Source organism: Photorhabdus luminescens subsp. luminescens (assembly GCF_001083805.1).
In the GTDB taxonomy this organism is placed as follows: Bacteria; Pseudomonadota; Gammaproteobacteria; order Enterobacterales; family Enterobacteriaceae; genus Photorhabdus; species Photorhabdus luminescens.
This window is the reverse complement of record NZ_JXSK01000008.1, coordinates 165,749-191,727: the sequence shown is the minus strand read 5'-3', so window position 1 is coordinate 191,727 and position 25,979 is coordinate 165,749. Positions and strand designations below refer to the sequence as shown.

The window sequence follows — 25,979 nt, the reverse complement described above, 5'->3', positions numbered from 1 at the left end:
ATACTCAAAATCAGCTTATCGGATCATTTCCTTGTAGAACCGTTTTTCTTTTATTGCCAGTGCATAAAACAATTGCAAGCAGATATACCTAATTGTTCTCACTTTTAATCAGCAAAGATACTAGTATTGTTAAAACCATACACAGTTGTTCACCAAAAAAGAAAGATATTGACCATTTAATGAACGTTAACTAGGCATTAGAGTGATGAAATTGACAACGTTGTAAATATATTTTACTCTCAAATCAATCAACAACATCTGTGTTATTCCTCCTTTATTAGAGGAAAAGGATATACCAGTAATGACACATAACGCTAACAAGCCTGTTACGATTAAATCTATTGCCAAAGAATTAAATATTTCGTTTTCAACAGTTTCGAAAGCACTGAACAACGATCCTGCTATTAAAGAAGAAACCCGACGGTTGGTTTTAAACAAAGCAAACGAGATGGGTTATATGCCCAATTCACTTGCAAAGGGGCTTCGTAGCCATTCTACCAAAACTATTGCTGTTATTTTCAGCGATATCGAAAACCCTGTACTGGCTTACATTTTCTGTAAGATCCTGACTCAGATGGCGGAGCATGGATATACCACGATGATTTTTGATTCGCAGTTCAATGAAAATACAGAGCGTGCCAATATATTGACCGTTCTGTCCAGACAAGTGGATTTTATTATTCTTGAGCCGACATCTATGAACTCCGATAATTTACGTCTGTTATCAAAGATGTCCAACCGACTCACCCTTCAGGGTGTTCATTATGAAACAATGAATTGTCACCATGTTCATGTTGATTATGCGCATGGTGGTTACCTTGCCGCGAGGGAAATGCTGTCAAACGGACATAGAAACTGTCTGGTTATCACAGAGTCATTATCATTTCCTACGAGCAGAGAGTTTGTATTAGGGATCGAACGGGCTTACAACGAATATGGCATTCCGTTCAACAGGGATATGGTAAAAACAACACATTCATCTATTACAAACGGATTTCAGGTTATTCAAGAATTATGGGATCACGACAAAAATACCTTTAGTGTCCCTATAACAGGGGTGTTAACTTTTGACGATATTTTGGCCTACGGAGTATACAAAGCAGCTATACAGTATAATTTTAGAATACCAGACGATATCAGTGTGATTGGATTCGATGATAACCCAATTTCTGCTTTCTCCATGCCGCCTCTGACGACCATACACTTGCCTAAAGACAAAATGGCGGAAAACCATATTAATATTTTGCAATCAACGTTATTAAATGGGCGCACTGAAACGCGTTTTTTTTCTACTGCGCCCACTTTGGTTGCCAGGGGCTCTGTACGTAATTTATTAGAAAAGAAGAGATGTTAGCCTGATGAATATCATAGCTACTGATTTAGGGACGACTAATATCGAAGTTTCTGTATATGACAAAAGTCTGACCCCACTTAATACACTATCAGAAACTGTCAACTGCAACCGCAACCGCGACGGTGAACTTGTTGAATTTGATGTTGATCAATACTTCATATGCATCAAAGAAATGATCAATAAAACGGCAGAAATTGGAAAAAGAGCAAATAACGAAAATATCATCCAGATTGTCCTAACTGGACAGGCTGAAACACTTATTTTATTGGATCAAAACAAAACGCCTATACACCCCGCCATTTCTTGGTTGGATATGCGATCCCGCAAAGAATGTGATAAGTTATATTCCGAGCTGTGTTACCACATTACAGGGCAACTTAAGTTAATTCCGACATGGACTATCACCAAAATGCTGTGGATTAACTGCAATAAATCAGATCTTCAAAGTGTTTAATTTGAGGATTTCTGTGATGATTAAAAGCAATGTTGAATGGGCTAAAGCGCAGTTTGGTCACGCTGAACTCGGTGACCCAAGAAAGAGCCGCAAGATTAGTCAAAATGGCTTCAGAGTTAGCCCTACACCCCGGTAAATCCGTTGTAAAATCTTCATTATCTCCAGCCAGTATGGAAGGCGCTTATCGATTCATTCGCAATGATAATATTGCCTCGAAAGATATTGCCGAGGCGGGATTTACAGCAACGGCAAATCAGATTGAGCAATACCCATTACTCCTTGCTTTGGAAGACACAACAACGTTGAGCTATCAGCATCATTCGATACGGAAAGAATTAGGACATGTAAATCAAGGTAACCGTTGGCGAGGATTTTTCGCCCACAGCATTTTGTTATATGCGCCAGATAAAAATGACCTTGTTGGGCTGATAGAGTAACAATGGTGGACAAGAGATATAAAAACTCGCGGCATTCGTCGTCATGGCCTTAAACGACCCTATGAAGATAAAGAAGGATATAAATGGGAAAGCGCATCTAGAAATATGACTGCTCGTTTAGGTGAGGCAATGACAAATGTTGTTTCTGTCTGTGATCGTGAAGCAGATATTTATGGCTATTTAGCCTATAAAGTATCAAATAACCAACGTTTTGTGGTTCGTTCAATGATGAGTAGACATATCCTTGAAGGAGCAAACAAATTATACCAATTTGTCGCAGAGCTTAAGAGTGCTGGGCAACGACAAATATGCGTAGCTCAAAGAGGAGGACGGAAGGCAAAAGTCGTGACTCTTGATATAAAATATGCGCCTGTAACATTAAAAACCCGCCCAATAAAACGGGAAATGCGCTCCCTCTCTACTATGTCGGCTGCTCAGAAATAGGCAGTGAGGATAAGAAGCTCATTTGGCCTATTTTAACGAGTGAACCGCTCCATAATGAAGAAGATGCTCTTACGATCATGGGTTATTACGAAAAACGCTGGCTAATAGAGGAATATCATAAAATCTGGAAAAGTGAGGGGACTGATGTAGAAAAACTGAGAGTTCAAAGCAAAAACAATCTAGATAGATTAGCCACAATTTATGCCTTCTTAGCGGTAAGGATATTCCAGTTAGAATTTGTTAATGAGCAACTTGAAGATATTAACTGTGAAACAATATTGTCATCAAAAGCGTGGAAACTGCTTTGGCTGAAAAGTGTCAAAACCGCGCTTTCTGAAACCCCACCTACCGCTAAATGGGCCTATGAACATCTTGCAAAATTAGGTGGTTGGAAAAATCGCAAACAAAATGGTAGAGCATCAGTCAAAACGTTGTGGGAAGGATGGCTAAAATTACAAGCCATCCTTGAAGGTTATGAACTGGCGCATTCTATCGAGCAAGACTTGTGACCGAGAGACAGGCTCTAGCCGCTAAAATGGTATATACCCGTCATCTTTCAAGTTGCCTCTTTGTTGGCTATACTCACTCACCTCGGTCACATAGTTATCTATGCTCCCGGGGATTCGCTCCCTTGCCGTCGCGATACATCATTGAAATCCATAGGGTATATCTTAGATGGATATACGGTTTTTCTGTTACTACCGATAATACTGGAGACGAAATTATAACTAAATGGAAGTTCTCTCAAACTAATTAAAAAGAAGTTAATAGAGGATTTAAGATCATTTATTAACTTCCGATATTTTTAATGAGATCATATATATTTAGTTTTTATTTTTCCATAAAAACCGATTTATTCATTTTTATATTGTAAATAATTCTTCATTCTATACTCTTTTAATACTTGGTCTATTACCCAACTGGTTCGTGATCCTGATTCTCCTGTTGATGGGCAAAACCCCTTTCCTTGCAATTCATTAATGATAGTATTAATCAACGGCATTTCTATATGTTTTGGATTGTCAATATTAAATTGGTGTAATTTACTATTTTCGTCATAATATGAAATGGCTGAATTTCCAAATGTAGAGAAAGATATTTTTCCTTTAGTACCAATTATTTCAACATTATCGCCTCTAGAGTTCGATACAAAATTCCATATACCCACACCTTGAATATTATTTTCAAACATAAATGACATTGATACACAATCTTCCGCGGGATAAGCATTCCCTTGTGAATTTGCATGTCCTTTGATAGAAACAATCTTTCCTAAAAGAAAGTCTAATATATCAAGAGTATGGCATGCTAAATCAACAAATAACCCACCACCGGAAACTTCTGGATTAACAACCCAAGGTAAATGATGAGGATCTTGGTAACATTGCTCTATTTCTCTGTAAAGTATACAACTTACAATTCTTGGTGTTCCTATAGCACCGGACTCAATTAATTCTTTGATCTTCAAAAATCTTGGTAATGCTCTCCTATAATAAGCCACAAATAAGGGGACATTTTGAGCCTGGCAGGTAGCTATCATTTCATTACATTCTTCAAATGTTAATGCCATAGGTTTTTCTACATATATTGCTTTGCCTGCTTTGGCCGCTAAAATGGTATATTCTTTATGTGTAGAGGGTGGTGTTGCAATATATACTGCATCAATGTCTTTGTCATTAATAAGTGAATTAGCGTCAGAGTACCATTTAGGCACATTATGTCTCTTGGCGAAGTCCTCTGCTAAATTAGCATTGCGTCGCATTACTGCAACCAATTCAGAGTTATCTAATTTATAAAAAGCAGGGCCGCTTTTTATTTCAGTAACGTCACCACAACCAATAATGCCCCATTTTATTGTTTTTTGCATTTTATTTTCTCAATATGTTTATATTAAATTCTTTCCTAATAAAATCTTGATGGAGATTATAGTAAGATTCTGATTTATCCCATTTTTTTCTTTCCAATATATGATTATATAGCATGTTTCTTACTTCTGAATCAAGTGAGTTAATATAATCTTCATCGTATTTCTTATAATCTATTATACCAAAATGACATGTGGGTTCACATCTATGCCCAATTAAATTTTAAATTGCAGCATGGTGGCAAGTGAAAGCAACCAACAAAGTAGTAATTTGAAAGATGGAGGGGATAAGTCAGTCAGTAAATAGCTTGATGATATAAAGATACTCCTTTATGTTTTTTCCGATAATTAAGCTTTTTTCAGGACTTAAACCCTACCACATTAACCGTTTTATCCATTTTTTTATTGCATTATTTTTTATGATTTGCTTCGTAAAATGATGGCAAGAAAACGCTTAATTCTCTGTTATTCGAATAATATTCTTTTGCGTACTGATTTCTTTTCAACTCTTTGCTAATGGTTAATGGACTTTGATTGAATGCAATTAATTCTCTTTCTATCCCACATGCTTGCAGTCATGATTGCAATAACATATATTGATTGCAATGCATGCTAAATTAGGAAATGAATCTATGCCATCCATTACTGTCAGAAATGTACCGGACGAAGTGCATCGCGCTTTGCGGGTACGCGCAGCCACACACGGTCGTAGTGCTGAGGCTGAAATCCGGTTTATTCTGGAAAACGCCGTACAACCGGCGGGGCGCATCAAGCTGGGTTCCTTGCTGGCAAAAATCGGCCGCGAGGCGGGGGGCGTCGATCTTGAGATCGAGCGTGATAAGACACCTGCCGAGCCGATGAGTTTTGAATGATACTGCTAGATACGAACGTGGTTTCCGAGCCGCTGCGGCTTAGCGGCTACCCCGCTGTGGTTGCCTGGATAGATGCACAAAATGTCGAGACGCTTTACCTGTCCGCGATCAGCTTGGCTGAGCTGCGCTTTGGGGTTGCCGCGCTGTCCAATGGTAAGCGCAAAGATACCCTGCATAGAAGCCTGGAGCGGAGTGTTGTTCCTTTATTTACCGGTCGTATCTTGCCGTTCGATGCGGCCGCTTCGGAAGCTTATGCCGAGATCATGGCGCGAGCGAAGAGCGAGGGGAAAGCCATTGGGAAGGCTGACGGGTATATTGCGGCTATTGCAGCGGCGAATGGGCTGATTGTTGCAACCCGCGATACATCACCCTTTGAAGCTGCCGGGCTTACTGTTATTAACCCTTGGAAGGGCTAATAACATAGTTGTTATTACTTATGGGCTTACGTTCTTGGTGCGTGTAATAATGAGCAAATAATCATTGTTATCTGCCCACCATGAAGGCCAATTTTAATTACTAAAGCTCAATCTCAATATCACTAAGCGGATGACAGCAGCAGGGTAAAATCTCCCCTTCATTAACAAAAGCTAAAGGTTTACGTCGATAACCAACTTTTCCTTTTATCAATCTGACACGGCAGGAACCGCAATAACCTTCTCGGCACTGGTACTCAGTTTGAACTCTACCTTGTTCCAGTGCTTCTAGCAGACTGTTATGCAGTTCGGGAGAGCTGTAGATATGGTAACCCCGCATACCATGCAGGGTTACTTTATAGCTTGTCATCAGAGTTCAAAATCACTCAGGTCGTCAGGGTTAACTTCAGCATCAATCTGACCAACCAGATAGGAACTGACTTCAACTTCTTGCGGCGCTACTTGAACGTTATCAGACACCAGCCAGGCGTTAATCCACGGAATCGGGTTAGAACGCGTTTCAAATGGTAGTTTCAGCCCGACAGCCTGCATGCGAATGTTAGTAATGTACTCAACATATTGGCACAGAATATCTTTGTTCAAGCCAATCATGGAGCCTTCGCTGAACAGGTAGTCTGCCCACTCTTTTTCTTGTTCCGCCGCCTGAACGAACAGGTCATAGCACTGTTGTTCACATTCTTTGGCGATTTCTGCCATTTCCGGATCATCCTGACCAGAGCGCAACAGATTCAGCATATGTTGCGTGCCAGTTAGATGCAGTGCTTCGTCGCGAGCGATCAGTTTGATGATTTTGGCATTACCTTCCATTAATTCGCGTTCAGCAAAGGCAAATGAACAGGCAAAACTGACATAGAAACGGATAGCTTCCAGCGCGTTAACGCTCATCAGGCACAGGTACAGTTGCTTTTTCAGTTCACGCAGACTAACGGTGATGGTTTTACCGGCAATCTGGTGTGTTCCTTCGCCAAATAACTGGTAATGATTAGTCATTTCAATCAGATCATCGTAATAAGCGGAAATATCTTTCGCCCGTTTCAGAATCTCTTCATTGGTGACAATATCATCAAACACAACAGCCGGATCGTTAACGATATTCCGAATGATGTGAGTGTAAGAACGTGAATGAATCGTTTCAGAAAACGACCAGGTTTCAACCCAGGTTTCCAGCTCAGGGATGGAAATCAAAGGCAGAAAAGCCACGTTCGGGCTGCGGCCCTGAATAGAGTCCAGCAGCGTTTGATATTTTAAGTTACTGATAAAAATATGCTTTTCATGGTCTGGCAGCGCATTGTAGTCAATGCGGTCGCGAGACACGTCAACTTCTTCCGGGCGCCAGAAGAAAGAGAGTTGTTTTTCGATCAGCTTTTCGAAAATCGGATACTTTTGCTGGTCATAACGGGCTACGTTTACCGGCTGACCAAAAAACATCGGTTCCTGTAATTGGTCGTTTTTTACTTGTGAAAAAGTGGTATAGGCCATAACTTCCTCAAATTAAATCTTACACGCGCCGCTTTCACAGTCGGAATCAGCAGATTCCACGACTTCTTCCAGGTCATCCTGAACGTCTTCCGCGCCATCACGGGTATTGTGGTAATACAACGTCTTCACACCATATTTGTAAGCGAGCAATAAATCTTTCAGTAGCTGATTCATCGGCACTTTTCCACTTGGGAAATGTGTCGGATCGTAGTTGGTATTGGCAGAGATCGACTGGTCGATAAATTTCTGCATGATCCCAACCAACTGCAAGTAGCCATCATTACCAGGCATTTGCCATAAGAGTTCGTAAGCGCTTTTCAGACGCTCATATTCCGGTACAACTTGGCGCAAAATGCCATCTTTTGATGCTTTGATGCTGACGTAGCCACGAGGCGGTTCAATACCGTTGGTGGCGTTAGAGATCTGGGAAGAGGTCTCTGACGGCATCAAAGAAGATAATGTTGAATTGCGCAGACCATATTGTTTGATATCGTTGCGCAATGTTTCCCAGTCATAGTGCAGCGGTTCATTGGTCAATGTGTCCAGCGCTTTTTTATAGGTATCGATAGGCAGGATACCTTTAGAATAGGTGGTTTCTTTAAACCACGGGCAAGCGCCTTGTTCTTTCGCTAGTTCATTAGAGGCTTTCAACAGGTAATACTGGATAGCTTCAAATGTTTTGTGAGTCAGGTTGTTAGCGCTGCCATCTGAGTAACGTACACCGTGTTTCGCCAGATAGTAAGCATAGTTGATGACGCCAATGCCTAATGTACGGCGTCCCATTGCGCCTTGTTTCGCGGCAAGGATAGGGTAGTCCTGATAATCGAGCAGGGCATCAAGGGCACGGACCGCCAGAGTAGCCAGTTCTTCCAGTTCATCAAGATTTTCAATGGCGCCCAGGTTAAAAGCCGACAAGGTACACAGCGCAATTTCACCATTTTTATCATTGATGTCATTCAATGGCTTGGTTGGCAGTGCAATTTCCAGACACAGATTTGATTGGCGCACCGGGGCGACTAAAGGATCAAATGGGCTGTGAGTGTTGCAGTGGTCTACGTTCTGAATATAGATACGGCCGGTAGAGGCGCGTTCTTGCATCATTAGGGAGAAGAGCTCAACCGCTTTCAGACGTTGCTGACGGATATTGCTGTCCTGCTCATATTGAGTGTACAAGCGCTCAAATTCGTCCTGATCGTTAAAGAAGGCATCATAGAGTCCGGGAACATCAGATGGACTGAACAGGGTAATCTCTTCACCTTTGATCAGGCGTTCATACATCAATTTGTTAAGTTGGACGCCGTAGTCCATGTGACGAACACGGTTCCCTTCAACGCCACGGTTGTTTTTCAGGACCAGCAGGCTTTCAACTTCCAGATGCCACAATGGATAGAATAGTGTAGCGGCACCGCCACGAACGCCTCCTTGAGAACAGGATTTGACCGCGGTCTGGAAATGCTTATAAAAAGGAATACAGCCGGTATGGAAGGCTTCGCCATTACGGATTGGGCTGCCCAGTGCGCGAATACGGCCTGCATTGATACCAATACCAGCACGTTGAGAAACATATTTCACAATGGCGCTGGAAGTCGCATTAATGGAATCGAGGCTATCGTCACATTCAATCAGTACGCAGGAGCTGAACTGACGAGTCGGGGTGCGTACGCCTGCCATGATCGGGGTTGGCAGCGAAATTTTAAACGTCGAAGCTGCGTCATAAAAACGGCGAATATAGTCCAGACGTGTCTCTTTCGGGTAACCGGAGAACAGGCAAGCTGCGACCAGAATATAGAGGAATTGAGCGCTCTCATAAATTTCACCGGTAACGCGATTCTGAACCAGATATTTACCTTCAAGCTGCTTGACCGCCGCGTAAGAAAAGTTCATATCACGCCAATGGTCGATAAACTCGTCCATTTGTTCGAATTCTTCTTTCGAGTAGTCTGCAAGCAAATGCTTGTCATATTTGCCCATTTTCACCATACGGAATACATGGTCATAGAGTGCGGGCGGCTCGAATTCACCATAGGCTTTTTTACGCAGGTTGAAAATTGCCAAGCGGGCGGCCAGATACTGATAATCAGGTGCGTCGCCGGAGATAAGATCCGCGGCAGCTTTGATCATCGTTTCATGAATATCTGAGGTTTTGATGCCATCGTAAAATTGGATTTGAGAACGCAGTTCTACTTGTGATACCGAGACATTTTTCAGTCCATCGGCTGCCCAGTTAACAACCCGGTGGATTTTTTCAAGGTCAATTCGTTCTTTGTGGCCATCACGCTTTGTTACTAGCAGACTATGGTTCATGGACAGGCATACCTTACATTTACTTTCAAATTCGCTCCCACCTGCTTTGTGTCTTTGACTTAGACCAAAACATAACCCCCTCAATGGCGGAAAAACCAACGAGAGAGTAGTGGTAATGGAATGTTAAGGAACACAATATGTAGGGGGTACACTAAATAATGACAACAAGATAATGTTAAAAGCGGCTTTTATCAAGTGCACAAAAATACGGATTCTTGTGGATAACTTGAGGACTAAATTTATTAAAAAGCCGGAAGCCTGCATCATTACTAGCGGTTGCTCTGACAGAAACACCGGCGAAAATGAGTAAAAAAATTCCTGAAAATATGATTTATTTGCCGATTTATTAATCTGTCAGATGAATATGTCAGACATACTGAGTGTGTAACATATAATTGACGTCTACATTGTGACCAAGACTAAATTTATCCGTTAACGGGTTGTAATGCAGGCCGATAATATGCTTTTCCCGCAGGGATGTTCTGTCAATCCAGCTTATCAACTCTGACGGCCGGATAAATTTCTTCGCATCATGGGTTCCTTTCGGTACCATTTTCAGAATGTATTCCGCGCCGATTACCGCCATCAGCCAGGCTTTTTTGTTGCGGTTAATGGTAGAAAAAAAGACGTGTCCGCCGGGTTTTACTAACTGAGCGCAAGCATAGACGACCGATTGGGGATCTGGGACATGTTCCAGCATTTCCATACAGGTGACGATATCGTAAGCTTGTGGATATTTTTCAGCGTGGCTTTCTACTGTTTCCTGTACATAAGTCACCGGGATACCTGTTTCAAGGGCGTGCAGTCTGGCAACTTGAAGCGGTTCGGTACCCATATCCAGTCCGGTCGTTTCTGCCCCTTCACGGGCCATACTTTCTGACAAAATACCGCCGCCACAGCCCACATCTAAGACTTTTTTACCGAAAATGCCGCCGGAACGCTGCAAAATATAATTCAAGCGTAGCGGATTAATTCGGTGCAGCGGCTGAAATTCACCTTCCAAATCCCACCAGCGAGAAGCAATCGCTTCAAATTTCTCTATTTCCTGTTGATCAACATTGTTTGGGGTGGAAGGGGTTTTGATGTTCATCAGCGGTTGTCGCTCCTTAAACTTTCTTTAAACAGGCGGATTTACTCCGTTCTGAGACAGTATACACGGCTTAATTTTTAAATACCCGTATCTGATTTTTATAAAACTGTTGGTTTGTGGTATAGTTCTAAACCTTTGAATTCGGAATGTATGAGGGATAGTGGGCTCCATGAGCGACATTGCCAGAGAAATCACCCCGGTCAATATCGAAGAAGAGCTGAAAAGCTCGTATTTGGATTATGCGATGTCTGTTATTGTTGGGCGTGCGCTACCAGATGTTCGAGACGGACTAAAGCCGGTACACCGTCGCGTGCTTTATGCCATGAGTGTATTAGGAAATGATTGGAATAAACCCTACAAGAAGTCTGCCCGTGTTGTCGGGGACGTCATCGGTAAATACCACCCACACGGGGATAGCGCAGTCTACGACACGATTGTTCGTATGGCTCAGCCGTTTTCTCTGCGCTATATGTTGGTTGATGGTCAGGGTAATTTTGGTTCAGTCGATGGAGACTCAGCCGCCGCTATGCGTTACACCGAAGTGCGTATGGCGAAAGTTGCCCATGAGCTGCTAGCGGATCTGGAGAAAGAGACTGTCGATTTTGTGCCAAACTATGATGGTACAGAGCAGATCCCGGAAGTGATGCCAACGAAAGTACCAAACCTGCTGATCAACGGTTCTTCTGGTATCGCAGTGGGTATGGCGACTAACATTCCTCCTCATAACTTATCCGAAGTTATTGATGGTTGTCTGGCTTATATTGAAGATGAAAACATCAGCATTGAAGGGCTGATGCAGTATATTCCCGGCCCAGATTTCCCTACTGCTGCGATTATTAATGGTCGTCGCGGTATTCAGGAGGCTTATCGGACTGGTCGCGGTAAAATTTATATCCGTGCCCGTGCGGAAATTGAAGTTGATGAGAAGAATGGCCGTGAAACTATTTTAGTGCACGAAATCCCTTATCAAGTCAACAAAGCCCGTCTGATTGAAAAGATTGCCGAATTGGTGAAAGAGAAACGCATCGAGGGGATCAGTGCGCTTCGTGACGAATCTGATAAAGACGGCATGCGGATTGTGATTGAAGTGAAACGGGATGCGGTGGGGGAAGTGGTTCTGAATAACCTCTACTCTCTGACTCAGCTTCAAGTTTCTTTTGGCATCAACATGGTGGCCCTGCATCAAGGGCAGCCGAAGCTGCTGAATCTGAAAGATATTATTTCGGCCTTCGTATGTCACCGCCGTGAAGTGGTCACTCGTCGCACCATCTTTGAATTACGGAAAGCGCGTGAACGCGCCCATATTCTTGAAGCATTAGCTGTAGCGCTGGCGAATATCGATCCTATTATCGAACTTATCCGCCTTGCTCCGACACCTGCTGAGGCAAAAGCCGCATTAATTGCTAAACCGTGGGAATTAGGCAGTGTTGCTGCCATGCTGGAGCGTGCCGGTGATGACGCCGCCCGCCCTGAATGGCTGGAACCACAATATGGTGTGCATGAGGGTAAATATTATCTGACCGAACAACAGGCTCAAGCCATTCTGGATCTGCGTTTGCAGAAACTGACCGGCCTGGAGCATGAAAAACTGTTGGATGAATACCGTGAATTACTGACATTAATTGGCGAATTGCTGTTCATTCTGGAAAATCCTGAGCGCCTGATGGAAGTGATCCGTGAAGAATTGCTGGCAATTAAGGCGCAATACAGTGATGCCCGCCGTACTGAAATCACGGAAAATACGGCTGATATCAATATCGAAGATTTGATTAATCAGGAAGATGTGGTTGTCACCTTGTCACATCAAGGGTACGTCAAATATCAGCCGTTGTCTGACTATGAAGCGCAGCGCCGTGGTGGTAAAGGTAAATCCGCAGCGCGTATTAAAGAAGAAGATTTCATTGAAAAATTGTTGGTCGCCAATACTCACGATACGATCCTCTGCTTCTCCAGCCGTGGCCGTCTGTATTGGATGAAGGTTTATCAATTACCGGAAGCTAGCCGCGGCGCTCGTGGTCGTCCGATTGTTAACCTGCTGCCGCTAGAGCAAGATGAGCGAATTACGGCGATTTTGCCGGTGCGTGAATATGAAGAAGGGTTGTACGTCTTTATGGCTACGGCCAGTGGGACCGTGAAGAAGACCGCGTTGCAAGATTTCAGTCGTCCGCGCAGTGCCGGTATTCTCGCCGTTAATCTCAATGAAGGTGATGAGCTGATCGGCGTTGACCTGACTGACGGTAATAACGAAGTTATGTTGTTCTCCGCGGAAGGGAAGGTTGTTCGTTTTGAAGAGGAAGCGGTTCGTTCAATGGGGCGTACAGCTACCGGTGTACGTGGTATCAAACTGAATGGTGAAGATAAAGTGGTTTCTCTGATTATCCCACGTGGAGAAGGAGAAATTCTGACTGTCACTGAAAACGGTTATGGTAAACGTACCGCTGAAAGCGAGTATCCAATCAAATCCCGTGCAACGCAGGGGGTTATCTCGATTAAAGTCAGCGAACGTAATGGTAACGTGATCGGCGCGATTCAGGTTGAACCGACCGATCAGATAATGATGATTACTGATGCCGGCACATTAGTGCGCACAAGGGTGTCGGAAGTCAGCGTTGTTGGCCGGAATACTCAAGGCGTAACACTTATTCGTACCGCTGAAGATGAGAAAGTTGTTGGTTTACAGCGGGTTGCTGAGCCTGAAGAGGATGAAGATGGGCTGGCGGCAGAAGAGGAAGAATTGAACAGTGATAACGGCAATTCACCTGATGCTAACAGCGGCGAGTCAGTTGATCCGGTTTAAGTGAAGATATTTTTTCACTCAATTAAGAGACAGGTACTTCGGTGCCTGTTTTTTTAAGGGATTTTTCTTAATATTAAAATATGCGATTGATGGGGCTTTGTAATCTTTAAACTCTGGTATATCTTGTTATTAATGACGTTGAATGATGTTAGTTTTTATCAGGTAGCCTTTTGAGATATCTTTCCTCTTTTCGTACATCACTAAAAATATCCCGTTATCTTTTCCGGGTGCTTGGCTTAATGTTGTGGGCATTAGGCGCTTTATTAACAGCTTTTTACTTGGTTAATATCTTTAATGAAGTCAAGTCGGATATTCGGCAAGAATACAATGCTAATTATGATTCCACACTCTCTTATGTGCGTCATACAGCAAGTGTTCTGCGGGATATCCAATATATGACCGAGAAGCATTTACTGAATTCTAATGGCAAAAATGCTATTTTTGATTTTCCACATAATAGCCCGGCGTTTTCTTATCATCCTTTGAACCAAAGCGCTGATTGTCGTACTTTTCGCAACAACACTCATAGTTATTTAAATTCGTTGAATAACCTTATCTTCTATTGGAAGGATAATCTTGCGGCGCCTCAGGGATTGAATCAGGTTTTCCTGGTGGGTACACAAAGTATGTGTATGGTGAGTTTTTCTATCCGTAATACCTCGACTGAACCTGATACGCTGAAAAAAATAGTTTATGAAAATTCACGCAGACTTATCAGCTTGAAAGATCAAGGTAAAGAACGAAATGTTTATTGGGTTATTCCTGGCGCCAGATCTGATAGCGGTCATCTCTATGTATTGGCGCCGGTATATGTAAATGGTCAGATGGTTGCAATGATAGGCATTGAACAATTCATCAGATTGGACTCTTTTATTCAAAGACAAGACCGCCCAATTTCAATAACGTTATTGAATCGCAGTAATCAACCTGTGTTGCACTATCCAGCAAATGATGACTATAAGCTTCATTATGCTGATTATCAGTTGGAAGCGCCTTATTTTGGCTATGATGATAATTTCACTGATTTACTGTTAAAACGTCGATTAATGCCATCTTCATTCAGTATCATCTATGCGTTGCCGCTGAAAACTATTTTTGAGGGTTTTAAGCTACAGATTATTAGCAGCATTGTGCTTAATGTGTTATCTGCCTTTGTCATCATTATTCTGGTGTACTTGTTTGAGCGGAAAATGTTTGCTCCGGCTGAAGAGAATGCGATTCGGCTAGAAGAGCATGAACAATTTAATCATAAAATTGTCGCTTCAGCGCCGGTTGGGATCAGTATATTGCGGGTCAGTGATGGGAGTAATATTCTAAGTAATGAGTTGGCTCATAATTATTTAAGAATGTTAACGCATGAAGATCGGGAACGTATTATTCATATTATTTGTGACAGAACCAGCAGTTATGTTGATGTCGTCACCAGTAATCATCATCATCTACAAATCAGTTTTGTTCATTCTCGCTACAGGAATGAAGAGGTGGCGATTTGTGTTTTGGTTGATATTAGCGTCCGTGTACGGATGGAAAAATCATTACAGGAGATGGCGCTGGCATCGGAGCAGGCTAACTATTCTAAATCTATGTTTTTAGCTACCGTCAGTCACGAATTGAGAACCCCGCTTTACGGTATTATTGGGAACTTGGAGTTATTACAGGCGCATTCGTTGCCTGCTGAATCTATTCGTTTGTTATCAACGATGAATAATTCTTCAGCGTTATTGCTAAAAATTATCAGTGATATTCTCGACTTCTCAAAAATTGAATCTAAACAGCTTAAAATTGAGTCTAGAGAATTTTCCTGTCAGGAAGTTATCTCTCATGTTATTTCTAACTACCTGCCGTTAGTGGTGAAAAAACCGTTGACCTTGTATTGCTATATTGAACCGGATGTTCCGAATTATATCTGCAATGATCCGGTGCGATTACAACAAGTTATATCTAATCTGTTAAATAATGCGATTAAATTCACTGATACCGGATGTGTGGTTATCCATGTGACGGTTGATAGAGATTATTTATACGTCAGAATAAAGGATACGGGCGTCGGCATTTCTGATAAAGCGCTTGTTCAGTTGTTTGATCCATTTTTCCAGATCATGCCAAATACGGAAAGCTCATCTCAGGGAACGGGGCTTGGTCTGGCGATTTGTGAAAAACTTATCAATCTGATGGATGGTGATATTGAAGTCATTTCACAACCACAGATAGGGAGTATGTTTTCTATTCGTTTACCTTTATATGGTGCGAAATATAGGCCAAAAACTCAGTTAATAAATGAGCATCAGCGAAAAATCATCTTGGCTATACGTAATCTTTATCTGGAGGAATTTTTACAGCGTTTTCTGGTTCATCATGGCTTACACACTATTTTATATCGCGGGCAAACTACTGATGGCAGTGAAATTATTATCAGCGATTTCCCTGATGCGGTGGCTTCCCAAGTATATGGTTATATTGAATTATCGACCGACTATATTGGCTCACCGGAACAAATCAGAGAAAACTATTGGTTACACAACACTTACCATTTACATGATTTGCCGGTAATGATTGAGCGGTTGATTTCATCGAATCTTAATGTGGTATTAAATACCGCCCCACCTGTTTTTCAGGCAAATACCCGGTTTAATACTATTATGGTGTTGGTGGTGGATGATCATCCTATCAACCGCCGCTTATTGGCCGATCAATTGAAATCCATCGGTTTTCAAACAGCGATGGCAAATGATGGATTGGATGCGTTGGAATATTTGAAGAACGGAGGGGTTGATATCATTTTGACGGATGTCAATATGCCCAACATGGATGGTTATGTGTTAACAATGTACTTACGAAATGAGGGATGTAAGTTGCCGATTATTGGTATTACGGCAAATGCACTGGCAGAAGAAAAACAGCGCTGTATTGATGCAGGAATGAATGATTGCTTGTCTAAACCTGTTTCCTTGGTGACTCTCAGGCAGGTATTAGCGGAGATGATTTGAAACGATGATTTATAAAACAATGCCCGGCACAAATAAATAGTTGCCGGGCATCAGGACGACTTTCATATCAAAATAATGAACGGTATCTATTGAACATTATCGCTTGTATTGATAGTGACAGAAGCAAGGTAATTGAGTAATGCAATATCGTTATTTACTCCCAGTTTTACCATAGCTGATTTTTTCTGGCTGCTGATAGTTTTGACACTGCGTTTGAGTTTTTTGGCAATGTCTGTTACCAAAAAGCCTTGGGCAAATAGACGTATAACTTCACTCTCTTTTTGTGATAACGGTTTATCGCCATAGGGGGTTTTCGTCACTTTTTTCAACAGTTCGGAAACGCTTTCTGGCATAAATTTTTCCCCTTGGTTCAGGGCCGTCAATACATCGGGTAAATCTGTTGGCGCTCCTTGTTTTAAGACAATGCCTTCAATATCAAGTTCGAGTACAGCACTTAAGATTGCTGGATTATTGTTCATGGTTAGAACAATGATTGATAGTCTGGGATAATGGCGTTTGATGTATTTAATCAAATTGATTCCATCGCCGTATATGTCGCCAGGCATAGACAGATCAGTGATCAATACGTTTGCTTTAATACAAGACAGATTGTTGATCAACGTAGTCGAGTCTTCCGACTCTGCGACGACGTTGATCCATTCAAGCCGCTCAAGTGATTTGCGGATGCCAAACAGGACAATTGGATGATCATCAGCAATAATGACGTTAAGGTTATTCATCTTATTAGTTACCCTGCTGCAATAGCCTTTTAGTGAAGGACTCAATACGGCTAATGCTATTCTTAATCTCTATTTCGTTACTGTCTGTTATGTGTTGTTCCAGTGTTTCGCAAGAAAGTTTGAGGAGTTCTAAGTCTAACATAGCAAAAACGCCTTTCAGGCGATGTGCTGTTTGCGAAAGCGATATCAGATCATATTGTTCTATATCAGTATACAGCTTATTAATATCTATCGGTACTGTCTCGACAAATAATTGTCGGCAATCGCTATCAGTGAGCTGTTTTTGATAACTATTTATGACATTGCCAAAATCGTAATCACTGCTTTCATCGCTAAATGCCGACGTTTCTAAATTTGCATTAAACTCGTTAAAACTGAAACTTCTCTCAATTAATAACGAAATGGCATTGATAACAGCTTCACTCAGATTGTAGTTACACCGAATATAGTCAGATTTTATCTGCTCAAAACCGGCCAGATTATCAACCAGTAATATAGTCGATTTTGCCGAATCGTAGGGTTTATCTGTCAACATGATATCGTATTCTCGATTCATATTTTCTTGCTTCTTATCGAAGTAAACAGCGCCATAATGATGCAGATGATTTTGCACAATCTTACGGATCTCCGTATTGCTGATATCCAGCAAGACAGTAATGTCTTCCAGTAGCGGCGGACATTGGTCTTGGCCGATTATTAAGGGCAGACTGATAGCATAGTGCGTGCCCAGGTTGGGTTTGCTGTTTATAGTAAAATGACCATTCAATTTTCTACATAATTGGTTACATAAATAAAAGGTCAGTCCTGAATTGGATTGATGTCTATCACCTGTCGCTTGGCTTAAAAATGGATAATTTAAATTTGTTAAATCTGTTGAATTAAGCCCGGCCCCTGTATCTATAATTTCGATTTTAATTTGTTCTTTGTATTCCTGGGAATAATTAACGATGAGAGATATCTTGCCATAAGATGTGAGCGTGATTGCATAATTAAATAACATCAGGACAATTTTACTGATGGCGGCGCTATCGCCAATAAATAGTGATTCAGGATTAATATTACAATGATAATAATAATTTAATCCTTTACTATTCATCTTAGGAAACACTTTTTTAATAATGTCTTCTAAAATGACTGATAATGAAAACGACTCGTTTTTTGCTTGCCATTCTCCTGATTCTAATTCATTGAGTAATGAAATATTCTCGATCCAATCGGATATATATTCGGATTTAGTTAATAAATTATCAACAATACGAACATTATTTTCTTCTGTGAGAATTTGTTTCAGTTGGTAAGCGATATGATCTAACTCCTTTATTGGTTGTTTTAACTCAGAACGAATGTTGGTCAGCATGAAACGACGAGCTTGTACACTCTTATCATGTTCCAAGTGAGCAAGTTGTAGACGCCTGCTAATTAATGCTTCTTGATCTTTATCTTGCAGTAAAAACAGATAAGTTTCCGGCAACAGGCGCATGCTGTACATTTTAATTTCATAGACTGAATCGTCGATTGATGTTTGGATGACACCATGATGTTGCTTTGCCATCATCTTAATTTTATTTAAATCGACATTCGGTAACAGATGATCGGCAATGTTATTGCACATAATTATTTGATTTACTGAAAAATCGTAAATTAATAGGCCAATCGGGATATTAGAGATAATATCGTGACTTAACGCATCCTTGACTTGTAACTCGTGGTTCATGAGGGCGTTTGGAGCGATATATTTTCGACGAATGTAGATAAGCCCCCCTAAAGACAGGATAATAAATACTGAATCAGCCAGTAACAACCAGATGTTTCTGTATAACAAATCGATTAGCAAATCTTTGAGGGATATCCGATACAACAGTTTGTATTGCGTACCTTTGAGTGATTGAGAAAATTCGAGCCAGAAACCATTTTGTGAAATATTGACTTTATTGATTTCATGAGGGGGTTGTTCATCATCCGACAATAAACTGAAATTTGCGGCTGCCATATCCATAGGAAGAAGATGGCAAATAGGTAAATCAAAAGCGATAACTGTTGCTAATTGACCCGGTGAATTGAATGTTGCCCGGTAAGTATAAAAATAGATATTTTCGCTATTTAACTTACGGATTGATGAAATATTTTCCCGTTCATCTAGCGCGGTGGATTGCATTAGCATTTCTGAACGTTTTGATTCGGCGGTGAGTGTGAGATAACTCTCTTTAAATCTCAATTCTGGTTTAAGAATAGAGTGAGTTGTTATCAGAAACAGACTGTTATCTTTACCGTTCAGATAGTACATGGAGTTGTATTCATTGCGAGTGCCCCACAAAATCTCCATATAATTGGAAAGGCGTTGTGCCAACTCTACACTTGCAGCGCTGTGGTGACCAAAAACAATCGTGTCGATAGTTTGATAATGATTCTCAAGCCAGTAAACATCAGGCCGTAGCTTCATCGGTGTGACGGATTCTTGCGGTTTAAAAGATGCGCTATTGGCTTGTTTGAAGATAGAATTAGCGTGGTAACGATAATCTTCTATCTGTAATACTATTTTGGTTGCAACACTATTTAGCGCATACTTTTTCCCCATTAACCAGGCATTGAAGTAGTTATAGCTGTATAAAAACAGGGAGACGAAAAGCAGAATAATGAACAGACCGTAGTAACGGTTTATGGTTGATGAATTAATAGAAAATTGTTTGTTATACATTCGTTGAGTAAAAGCCTTAATAATTGCTTGGCTGTTTAGCGAGCTCGTTAAATTGGTGAATCTCATGATTCGATGTATTCAGGCTAATTTTAGCAGGATCGGGGCTAGAAAGGATATTGTAGATTGAGGATTGAGCGAACAGTAAAAGAATCACAGAATTTTTACGATAGAGACTAGACATATTATCATGTTGAGAGCATAATCCCGCGTCATGGAAGGATGGCCGAGCGGTCGAAGGCAGCGGTCTTGAAAACCGCCGATGGGAAACCATCCTAGAGTTCGAATCTCTATCCTTCCGCCAAATACTAACCTCATGCACTTCTGGTGCATGAGGTTTTTTTCATTCCGATGAGCCATTCAGGTGATGAGCTATATTTTTCATTTCTGTTATTGTTAGGTTCTTTAAAGGTCATTGCTGCGTGATGAAAGCCCGCAGCCCGGTTGACTTGAAATCTATCAAGTTCCGACGATAAGTCTATGCTGCGGTTTCTGGGGGAAGATTGTGTCCACGATTTATTGATAAGAAAGGTTTTTCAGGGTCGATTCTTATTCAACAAAACCGTGGGGATAGTCAGGAATTAAAGTTTTTAATCGGCTTTGAACAGCATAGTTACAGCGGTTACGAACATAATAATAGCTGCACCTTTAAATAACATCCGTTGTGCCCGTTGGCTTGATAACAAATGTCGAATACTGAGAGCGCCGAGAATAAATACCGCTCCTACGCTGAATAAAACAAGCACCGTCAGCGGCACTAACATGAATCCCCAGTTTTGCAACGAGATAGATTCCATGTTAATCACCAAAGGTAATAACGCGAGATAGAAGGCAATAGTTTTAGGATTGCTTAACGTTAGAGTGAGCCCAGATAACCAAGCCGCAGCCAACTCCTTTTTCTTAATGGGTTGGTCTTCGCCAATGGGTTGATGATCGGCAAACCAGAATTGCCATGCTAAATAACTCAAATATAGTGCCGCTCCCCATCTTATAGCAACAAATAAGGTATCAAAGCTACTTGCAATAACAGACAAACCAAAGACTGCAAAAGATAAATAAGTGAGATCGCCGATAATCAGACCAAATAACACACTAAATCCCGCTAACGCGCCACTACTCACACTTCTGGCAACCAATGCTGCCATTCCTGGGCCTGGTATCGCCGCAGCAACAGTCAATGCCGCTGTATAGGTTACTATTTGTGACACTTCTAGCATATCTTTCCTCTCAAAATAACACCTTGAAGTAACAGAACATAAAAATGTCACTTGCGTATGCAAGTGACAAATGGACTCTTTAGTATAGACAATAACGACATTTTTCTAATGTTGAACGTCTTAAGTTTGGCATATTTTCTTCCAAAATAATTAAGACATTTTTATTAGTTGCCGAATGACTTCCCGGGAAAATACCATATCTTGAACGGCCAAACCAACGGATTGAAAGATAGTCACACCTTGATCGCACAAATTGGAATGAGATTGAGAAACGGTGCCAATTTCTATTCCAATGTCTGATCCGCTAAGAATACCTTTCTCCCTTGCTTTAATAACAGATTGAGAGGCAGCAAGTACCGATTCATTGGAATCAGTAAATAGGGTGGTATTGCTATACATATCTTCGCTAAGTTCCTGAAACCCCAGGGCCGAAGCGCCAATAGCATTGACATGACATTTAACCGGCAACTCTTTTCTATTGAGTATAGGGACACGTGATGCTGTGGTTGTGCAAATGATGTCACTATTGAGTACAGCCTCAGCAGGTGAGGCTTTGATAGAAATGGGAAGATTTAATGTTTTATCACACCATGAAGCAAATTCTCGGCATCTTTCTGTATTACGACCCCATAAAGTGACTTCTTTTATTGGGCGCACATATAACATGGCTTGCAAATGTGCTTTTGCTTGTAAGCCAGTGCCAAGTATTGCCAACCGGCTGGCATCCTTTGCGGCAAGAAGATGGGTTGCATAGGCGGAGGCGGCGGCTGTGCGAATTTCTGTGATAGCGCCGGCATCTACCGCTGCAATCCCTGAAACACCTGGCTCGTCGTAAACCAACACACTACCGATGTGTGAAGGTTTATCGCTGTTGCTTTGAAATCTTACTACCACCGACTTTAATCCAAACCCTTTATATGGTCCTTCCTTAATATAAATCGGCATAGTGCCCATTAAGCCGTCTTCACCTTTAACGATATTGCGTAAAGGTTGCTCTACTTTTCTCTCCGATTGCAATTTAAATGCTATTTCACTTAGTTTAAGACTAAGTTCCATTGTCAAATAACGTGCAACGGTTTCTTTATCGACATAAAGCATGTTGATGCCTTCCAATATCAGTTATATACCCATTATCTTTCAAGCTGCCTCTTTGTTGGCTGCACTCACTCACCCCGGTCACATAGTTATCTATGCTCCCGGGGATTCGCTCCCTTGCCGTCGCGATGCAACTTGAAATCCATAGGGTATAGATCGTCCAGCTTGAATTTATCATCAATTTCAGTTCCGGCAATGCTATTGAGAATTGTTGACATATTCTTTTGAGAAACGCCTAACACGACATCCAACATATTCTGTTTGCTAAAACCACGGCTTAAGAATAGATCAATGGCATCTCGTTTCAATTGTCCTCGGCAGTAAATAACCTCTATGGTAAATTCACGTAACGCCAATAATCGTGGGGAAAGATCGTTGGTTTTTTCAATCAATGCTTTAACCGTTTTTTTGTCCACACCATTATGAATTGCAATATAAGCGTGTGCTTGAACTGTATAATTACAACCATTTTCTATCCCGGTTGTAATCCACACCACAGCTTTTTCCTCTTCATTCAGTGAACTATCAATAAATAGGTCGTGTGCTCGTTGGTAAGCGGCTAATAGTGAAGGTGATTCTGACATATAACCACTTTGGTTAGGTATCCAGCCGAAATCATCAATAGAACTTTGGAGTAATTTTTTACTTTTTTCAGGTGTGGTAGCAATAGTGTGTAGAGTAAGTAAAGACATAATAACCTCTGTATTTTATATTGAAATTTTAAATAGATCTATATATTTTCTTATTTTAAAGCAAGGTTAGCTTTTATGTGGCTGTAAATACTGACCAAAGCATTTGAATCGGTCGAATATGAGAAATAAATTTTAAATTGTGTAATTTTGCTGCCACTTCTGTCGTGAGTGCGGCATCCACCTCTGAATTAGCGACGGCTTTTGCCGCTGAACTGGTTGAATTTTTAAAGATAATGTCTGCAATTTTTAGATTATCAGGCAACAACTCGGGGATTAAAGCCTTTGGCGCCGGATGGGTTGCAATGACGATATTATCTGTAGTTAATTCATCACGAATAGCGATACCGTAATTAGGCGTGTAATTTAAAAATGCGGATGACAAGTTAAACCTGTTATCCATATAAAACTCACTAATGTTGTAATAAGCATTGGCTACCACCAATGCCTGACAGTTGTTTAAAATAATTTGATTACTCGCTTCTTCGTAAGTATTACATAAAGCAACTTGGTAACTTTTGGCGACTCTATTTTTAATGGCGAATTCACCAAAACGAATAGCGGATTGTTCGCTACTTGTACCTGATGGGCCTAAGGTAGCAATATTTAGAACATCAAATGTATCTTTGTTGAAACTAAAAAAAACACATTCCATGATGTTTCTCCTGGAATTACACTAATAAACCGGGTTTAACCAATGTGAGAATTGATCTATTCTGCCTCTAATGATTTCTTGGTAATCTTTGGCAATAACATTGGCTATAGAATCTTCTTTTTGTATATATAATACATTGTCTATTTGCGAAACAATTGATATTTCAAGGCCCGTGCCTGTTAAAAAGCAGGCATCTGCTTCATAGAGATCCTTTTGTTGAATTTCTGACTCAATACAGGGGATATTGCGGAATTTACAAATATCGAAAACAGATTGTCTGGTTATTCCATTGAGTATGCCAGCGCTAAGCGATGGTGTAATAACGCAATTATCCTTAACAATAAAAACATTTGATGTACTGGCTTCTGCACACATGCCTTGTTCATTCAGCATGATAGCATCATCAAATCCATTTTCTTTGGCATCTTCATGAGCAAGTGCGGAATTAACATAAGTGCCGGTAATTTTGGCAGATGATGGAATTGCTGCATTTGATACACGTCGCCATTTTGAAATAAGGCATTTAAACTCTGCTTTTTTGGCATAAGCGCCCATAGGTAAAGCGTTAATACAGAGGGTTGAATTGACGCCGCTTAGCTTAACGCCAAATTTCTCACCCGGCATTAACGACTTTTTAAGCGCTAATGGCCTGATATAAATATCTTGTTTGAAACCGTTTTTAATGATGATGTTTTTAGTAATATCGGTTAACTCCTGACTGGTATAGGGCAATTCAATTTTTAATGTCTTAGCTGATTGGATTAACCGTTCATAGTGCTCATGTACTCTAAAGAGATTAAGTTGGTTATTGTCTTGATCCCAATAGGCCCGGATTCCTTCAAATGTACCGGTGCCATAATTTAAAGCTTGTGTATTGGCAAGAAAGGTCGCATTGCTAAAATTGAGATATCCCCCGTCTAGAAATACGATCCAATCTTTATTAACTGGGCTAACGATATTGTTTGTCATTTAGTTGCCCTCTTTTTCATGATTTCTAAAGCTGAATTTCGTTCAATATTGTTGGTATCATCTCTCAGATCATGGATACGTGCTGCTTTCCAGCTTACCATTGCTGCGGTTCCAATCAGTCCACCGACATCTCCTACATGGATATCGACATGCATATTGAATTTGGATTCCATTTTTTGTTTTATCTTGCTAATGAGTGACGCATTATTTAATTCATCACATGGCTCTAAAGTGATCTTAAGTTCATCTGTACCGGTTGTATTGTTGATTTCAATAAAGTATTCGAAACAATATTCGAGTTCTTCAAAGATGGCATTTTCGATATCAAAAGCATAGACATTAGCATTGTTTAATATTAATACATCTTTTACTCTGCCAATGGGTTCTATTTCCCATTGATTTAAGCCTATTGCTTTACACCGAACCATATCCCCTGTTTTGTATCGAATCAGAGGCTTATTCCCTTTATATAAATGGGTAATCACTAATTCACCAGCGACGTGATTATCACCAACATTGAGTTTTTGCTGAGTGAAAGGGCAAATGAGTTCGTAATAATTGTTGTATGGAATAGTAATAAGCTTGTTGGTATCGTTACAAGCTGCCAGAATTGACGTTTCTTGTGAGGCATACATACAGTTGTAAATTTTGGCGCCCCAATTCCAAGACAAGTTCCTTAGTCTATTTGGCGTAATAAGTTCGCCAAGGACTAAAATGATCTCGATACCTAATTCTTTTGCATCACATGCATTGTCCCGGCAATATTTTAGCAACTCAGCGGCGACTGCGGGTGTGCAAACTAAAGCGGTTATTTTGAGGTCTTGTATTAGCCTTAACACTCTGTGCATACCAACAACGGGCGAACGAGGCCACATTTTGATAACAGTATGTCCTAAACTGCGAAATACATCTTCAAATGTATCTCCAGTGGAGTGCAATTCTGTTGGACCCATTACGCCAATAATGTGTTGTTTGCCTTCTTGATTAAAAATAGACTCATATTGCAGAGTCAGAAAACTATTATTGACTAAAGAATCTATTTCATTGCGAGGACAGGGCGTGGATGGCCCAGTTGTTCCTGTGGTTTCATAATATATCCAGGCATTACTTAGTCTGTCTGAAGATATCGTATTTCCTGCCTTACTTAAATCTAATTTTGTGGTAAAGGGCAGTTTTTCAATAAATGAGGATAAATTGTCATCATTATTTGGGTTTATTGTATTTAGGCGATCTTGATAGAAAGTTGACCCATTTTTCGTATAATTTATGATTTCTTTCAGCTTTTCATATTGTATTTTTTCCAATGCAGAAATATCTATCTCGCCAGATAGATATCTTTTTAACTCAGTAAGATACTTCAGCCCTAACTCATGAAGATCAGTTCTAAAAATGGAATACATATATGC

At 40.8% G+C, this 25,979-nt stretch carries 19 protein-coding genes, 1 tRNA gene and 1 pseudogene; 8 read left to right on the top strand and 13 right to left on the bottom strand.

The window, feature by feature from the left end; translation table 11 throughout:
* Positions 1-301 precede the first annotated feature (301 nt).
* The 3 genes and pseudogenes from TI10_RS17855 to TI10_RS23225 all read left to right on the top strand — a co-directional run bounded on the left by TI10_RS17855 (position 302) and on the right by TI10_RS23225 (position 3,198).
* Positions 302-1,354 (top strand): LacI family DNA-binding transcriptional regulator, encoded by a 1,053-nt coding sequence (locus tag TI10_RS17855; protein ID WP_049584731.1) that lies wholly within the window; start codon positions 302-304, stop codon positions 1,352-1,354.
* A 4-nt stretch (positions 1,355-1,358) separates the two neighbouring features.
* Positions 1,359-1,808 (top strand): FGGY family carbohydrate kinase, encoded by a 450-nt coding sequence (locus TI10_RS17850; protein ID WP_049584730.1) that lies wholly within the window; start codon positions 1,359-1,361, stop codon positions 1,806-1,808.
* Between the two features lie 16 nt (positions 1,809-1,824).
* Positions 1,825-3,198 (top strand): annotated as a pseudogene (locus TI10_RS23225) (IS4 family transposase).
* 344 nt (positions 3,199-3,542) lie between these two features.
* Here the strand turns inward: TI10_RS23225 and TI10_RS17835 are convergent.
* A complete protein-coding gene (locus tag TI10_RS17835) occupies positions 3,543-4,556 on the bottom strand; it encodes a Gfo/Idh/MocA family protein (protein ID WP_049584728.1) in 1,014 nt (337 codons plus the stop codon).
* A 629-nt stretch (positions 4,557-5,185) separates the two neighbouring features.
* Between TI10_RS17835 and TI10_RS17830 the strand changes: the two genes are divergently transcribed.
* Positions 5,186-5,425, top strand: coding sequence for a FitA-like ribbon-helix-helix domain-containing protein (locus tag TI10_RS17830; protein WP_036848206.1), 240 nt, complete (start codon positions 5,186-5,188; stop codon positions 5,423-5,425).
* Positions 5,422-5,841 (top strand): type II toxin-antitoxin system VapC family toxin, encoded by a 420-nt coding sequence (locus TI10_RS17825; RefSeq protein WP_049584727.1) that lies wholly within the window; start codon positions 5,422-5,424, stop codon positions 5,839-5,841. The genes TI10_RS17830 and TI10_RS17825 overlap by 4 nt, the downstream gene beginning before the upstream one ends.
* Before the next feature lie 100 nt (positions 5,842-5,941).
* On the opposite strand, the gene yfaE is transcribed toward TI10_RS17825, so the two are convergent.
* From yfaE to ubiG, 4 genes are all read right to left on the bottom strand, one after another.
* Positions 5,942-6,208, bottom strand: a complete 267-nt coding sequence (yfaE, locus tag TI10_RS17820) for a class I ribonucleotide reductase maintenance protein YfaE (RefSeq protein WP_049584726.1) — start codon at positions 6,206-6,208, stop codon at positions 5,942-5,944.
* A complete protein-coding gene (gene nrdB / locus TI10_RS17815; protein ID WP_036781046.1) occupies positions 6,208-7,338 on the bottom strand; it encodes a class Ia ribonucleoside-diphosphate reductase subunit beta in 1,131 nt (376 codons plus the stop codon). Before nrdB ends, yfaE begins: the two co-directional genes overlap by 1 nt.
* Before the next feature lie 12 nt (positions 7,339-7,350).
* Positions 7,351-9,642, bottom strand: a complete 2,292-nt coding sequence (nrdA, locus tag TI10_RS17810) for a class 1a ribonucleoside-diphosphate reductase subunit alpha (RefSeq protein ID WP_049584725.1) — start codon at positions 9,640-9,642, stop codon at positions 7,351-7,353.
* A gap of 367 nt (positions 9,643-10,009) precedes the next feature.
* The gene (gene ubiG, locus TI10_RS17805) at positions 10,010-10,732 is read right to left on the bottom strand and encodes a bifunctional 2-polyprenyl-6-hydroxyphenol methylase/3-demethylubiquinol 3-O-methyltransferase UbiG (RefSeq protein ID WP_049584724.1); all 723 of its coding nucleotides are present in this window, start codon (positions 10,730-10,732) and stop codon (positions 10,010-10,012) included.
* Positions 10,733-10,901: 169 nt separating this feature from the next.
* Between ubiG and gyrA the strand changes: the two genes are divergently transcribed.
* Complete coding sequence (gene gyrA, locus TI10_RS17800) at positions 10,902-13,529, top strand: DNA topoisomerase (ATP-hydrolyzing) subunit A (RefSeq protein ID WP_049584723.1); 2,628 nt, start codon at positions 10,902-10,904, stop codon at positions 13,527-13,529.
* A gap of 170 nt (positions 13,530-13,699) precedes the next feature.
* On the top strand, positions 13,700-16,516 hold the full coding sequence (gene rcsC, locus TI10_RS17795; RefSeq protein WP_074524959.1) for a two-component system sensor histidine kinase RcsC: 2,817 nt from the start codon (positions 13,700-13,702) through the stop codon (positions 16,514-16,516).
* A gap of 86 nt (positions 16,517-16,602) precedes the next feature.
* Here the strand turns inward: rcsC and rcsB are convergent, their stop codons facing one another.
* Together rcsB and rcsD are read right to left on the bottom strand one after the other, a co-directional pair.
* Complete coding sequence (gene rcsB / locus TI10_RS17790; protein ID WP_049584721.1) at positions 16,603-17,256, bottom strand: response regulator transcription factor RcsB; 654 nt, start codon at positions 17,254-17,256, stop codon at positions 16,603-16,605.
* A 4-nt stretch (positions 17,257-17,260) separates the two neighbouring features.
* Entirely contained in the window at positions 17,261-19,951 is a 2,691-nt protein-coding gene (rcsD, locus tag TI10_RS17785; protein WP_049584720.1) for a phosphotransferase RcsD, read from the bottom strand.
* Positions 19,952-20,164: 213 nt separating this feature from the next.
* Here rcsD and TI10_RS17780 point away from each other — a divergent pair.
* Positions 20,165-20,252: transfer RNA gene (locus TI10_RS17780), tRNA-Ser, on the top strand.
* Positions 20,253-20,538: 286 nt separating this feature from the next.
* Here the strand turns inward: TI10_RS17780 and TI10_RS17775 are convergent.
* The 6 genes from TI10_RS17775 to TI10_RS17750 form a co-directional block, all read right to left on the bottom strand.
* Positions 20,539-21,165 carry a LysE family translocator gene (locus TI10_RS17775; RefSeq protein WP_049584719.1) on the bottom strand — a complete coding sequence of 209 codons (627 nt, stop codon included), beginning with the start codon at positions 21,163-21,165 and terminating at the stop codon, positions 20,539-20,541.
* Positions 21,166-21,315: 150 nt separating this feature from the next.
* Positions 21,316-22,263, bottom strand: a complete 948-nt coding sequence (locus TI10_RS17770; protein ID WP_049584718.1) for an ornithine cyclodeaminase family protein — start codon at positions 22,261-22,263, stop codon at positions 21,316-21,318.
* A gap of 86 nt (positions 22,264-22,349) precedes the next feature.
* Positions 22,350-22,952 carry a carboxymuconolactone decarboxylase family protein gene (locus TI10_RS17765; protein ID WP_244161648.1) on the bottom strand — a complete coding sequence of 201 codons (603 nt, stop codon included), beginning with the start codon at positions 22,950-22,952 and terminating at the stop codon, positions 22,350-22,352.
* 73 nt (positions 22,953-23,025) lie between these two features.
* On the bottom strand, positions 23,026-23,604 hold the full coding sequence (locus tag TI10_RS17760; protein WP_049584717.1) for a prephenate decarboxylase: 579 nt from the start codon (positions 23,602-23,604) through the stop codon (positions 23,026-23,028).
* Between the two features lie 21 nt (positions 23,605-23,625).
* Positions 23,626-24,573, bottom strand: coding sequence for a branched-chain amino acid transaminase (locus TI10_RS17755; protein WP_049584716.1), 948 nt, complete (start codon positions 24,571-24,573; stop codon positions 23,626-23,628).
* The gene (locus TI10_RS17750) at positions 24,570-25,973 is read right to left on the bottom strand and encodes a phenylacetate--CoA ligase family protein (RefSeq protein ID WP_049584715.1); all 1,404 of its coding nucleotides are present in this window, start codon (positions 25,971-25,973) and stop codon (positions 24,570-24,572) included. The genes TI10_RS17755 and TI10_RS17750 overlap by 4 nt, the downstream gene beginning before the upstream one ends.
* Between the last annotated feature and the right edge of the window lie 6 nt (positions 25,974-25,979).

Bases quoted from the DNA above. Each gene is read 5' to 3' on its own strand.
- nrdB (WP_036781046.1), bottom strand. From the start codon at position 7,338: ATGGCCTATACCACTTTTTCACAAGTAAAAAACGACCAATTACAGGAA.
- TI10_RS17755 (WP_049584716.1), bottom strand. From the start codon at position 24,573: ATGACAAACAATATCGTTAGCCCAGTTAATAAAGATTGGATCGTATTT.
- rcsD (WP_049584720.1), bottom strand. From the start codon at position 19,951: ATGTATAACAAACAATTTTCTATTAATTCATCAACCATAAACCGTTAC.
- TI10_RS17850 (WP_049584730.1), top strand. From the start codon at position 1,359: ATGAATATCATAGCTACTGATTTAGGGACGACTAATATCGAAGTTTCT.
- TI10_RS17830 (WP_036848206.1), top strand. From the start codon at position 5,186: ATGCCATCCATTACTGTCAGAAATGTACCGGACGAAGTGCATCGCGCT.
- rcsB (WP_049584721.1), bottom strand. From the start codon at position 17,256: ATGAATAACCTTAACGTCATTATTGCTGATGATCATCCAATTGTCCTG.
- TI10_RS17750 (WP_049584715.1), bottom strand. From the start codon at position 25,973: ATGTATTCCATTTTTAGAACTGATCTTCATGAGTTAGGGCTGAAGTAT.
- yfaE (WP_049584726.1), bottom strand. From the start codon at position 6,208: ATGACAAGCTATAAAGTAACCCTGCATGGTATGCGGGGTTACCATATC.
- TI10_RS17835 (WP_049584728.1), bottom strand. From the start codon at position 4,556: ATGCAAAAAACAATAAAATGGGGCATTATTGGTTGTGGTGACGTTACT.
- TI10_RS17775 (WP_049584719.1), bottom strand. From the start codon at position 21,165: ATGCTAGAAGTGTCACAAATAGTAACCTATACAGCGGCATTGACTGTT.
- TI10_RS17760 (WP_049584717.1), bottom strand. From the start codon at position 23,604: ATGGAATGTGTTTTTTTTAGTTTCAACAAAGATACATTTGATGTTCTA.
- nrdA (WP_049584725.1), bottom strand. From the start codon at position 9,642: ATGAACCATAGTCTGCTAGTAACAAAGCGTGATGGCCACAAAGAACGA.
- TI10_RS17825 (WP_049584727.1), top strand. From the start codon at position 5,422: ATGATACTGCTAGATACGAACGTGGTTTCCGAGCCGCTGCGGCTTAGC.
- ubiG (WP_049584724.1), bottom strand. From the start codon at position 10,732: ATGAACATCAAAACCCCTTCCACCCCAAACAATGTTGATCAACAGGAA.
- TI10_RS17765 (WP_244161648.1), bottom strand. From the start codon at position 22,952: ATGTCTTTACTTACTCTACACACTATTGCTACCACACCTGAAAAAAGT.
- TI10_RS17855 (WP_049584731.1), top strand. From the start codon at position 302: ATGACACATAACGCTAACAAGCCTGTTACGATTAAATCTATTGCCAAA.
- TI10_RS17770 (WP_049584718.1), bottom strand. From the start codon at position 22,263: ATGCTTTATGTCGATAAAGAAACCGTTGCACGTTATTTGACAATGGAA.
- gyrA (WP_049584723.1), top strand. From the start codon at position 10,902: ATGAGCGACATTGCCAGAGAAATCACCCCGGTCAATATCGAAGAAGAG.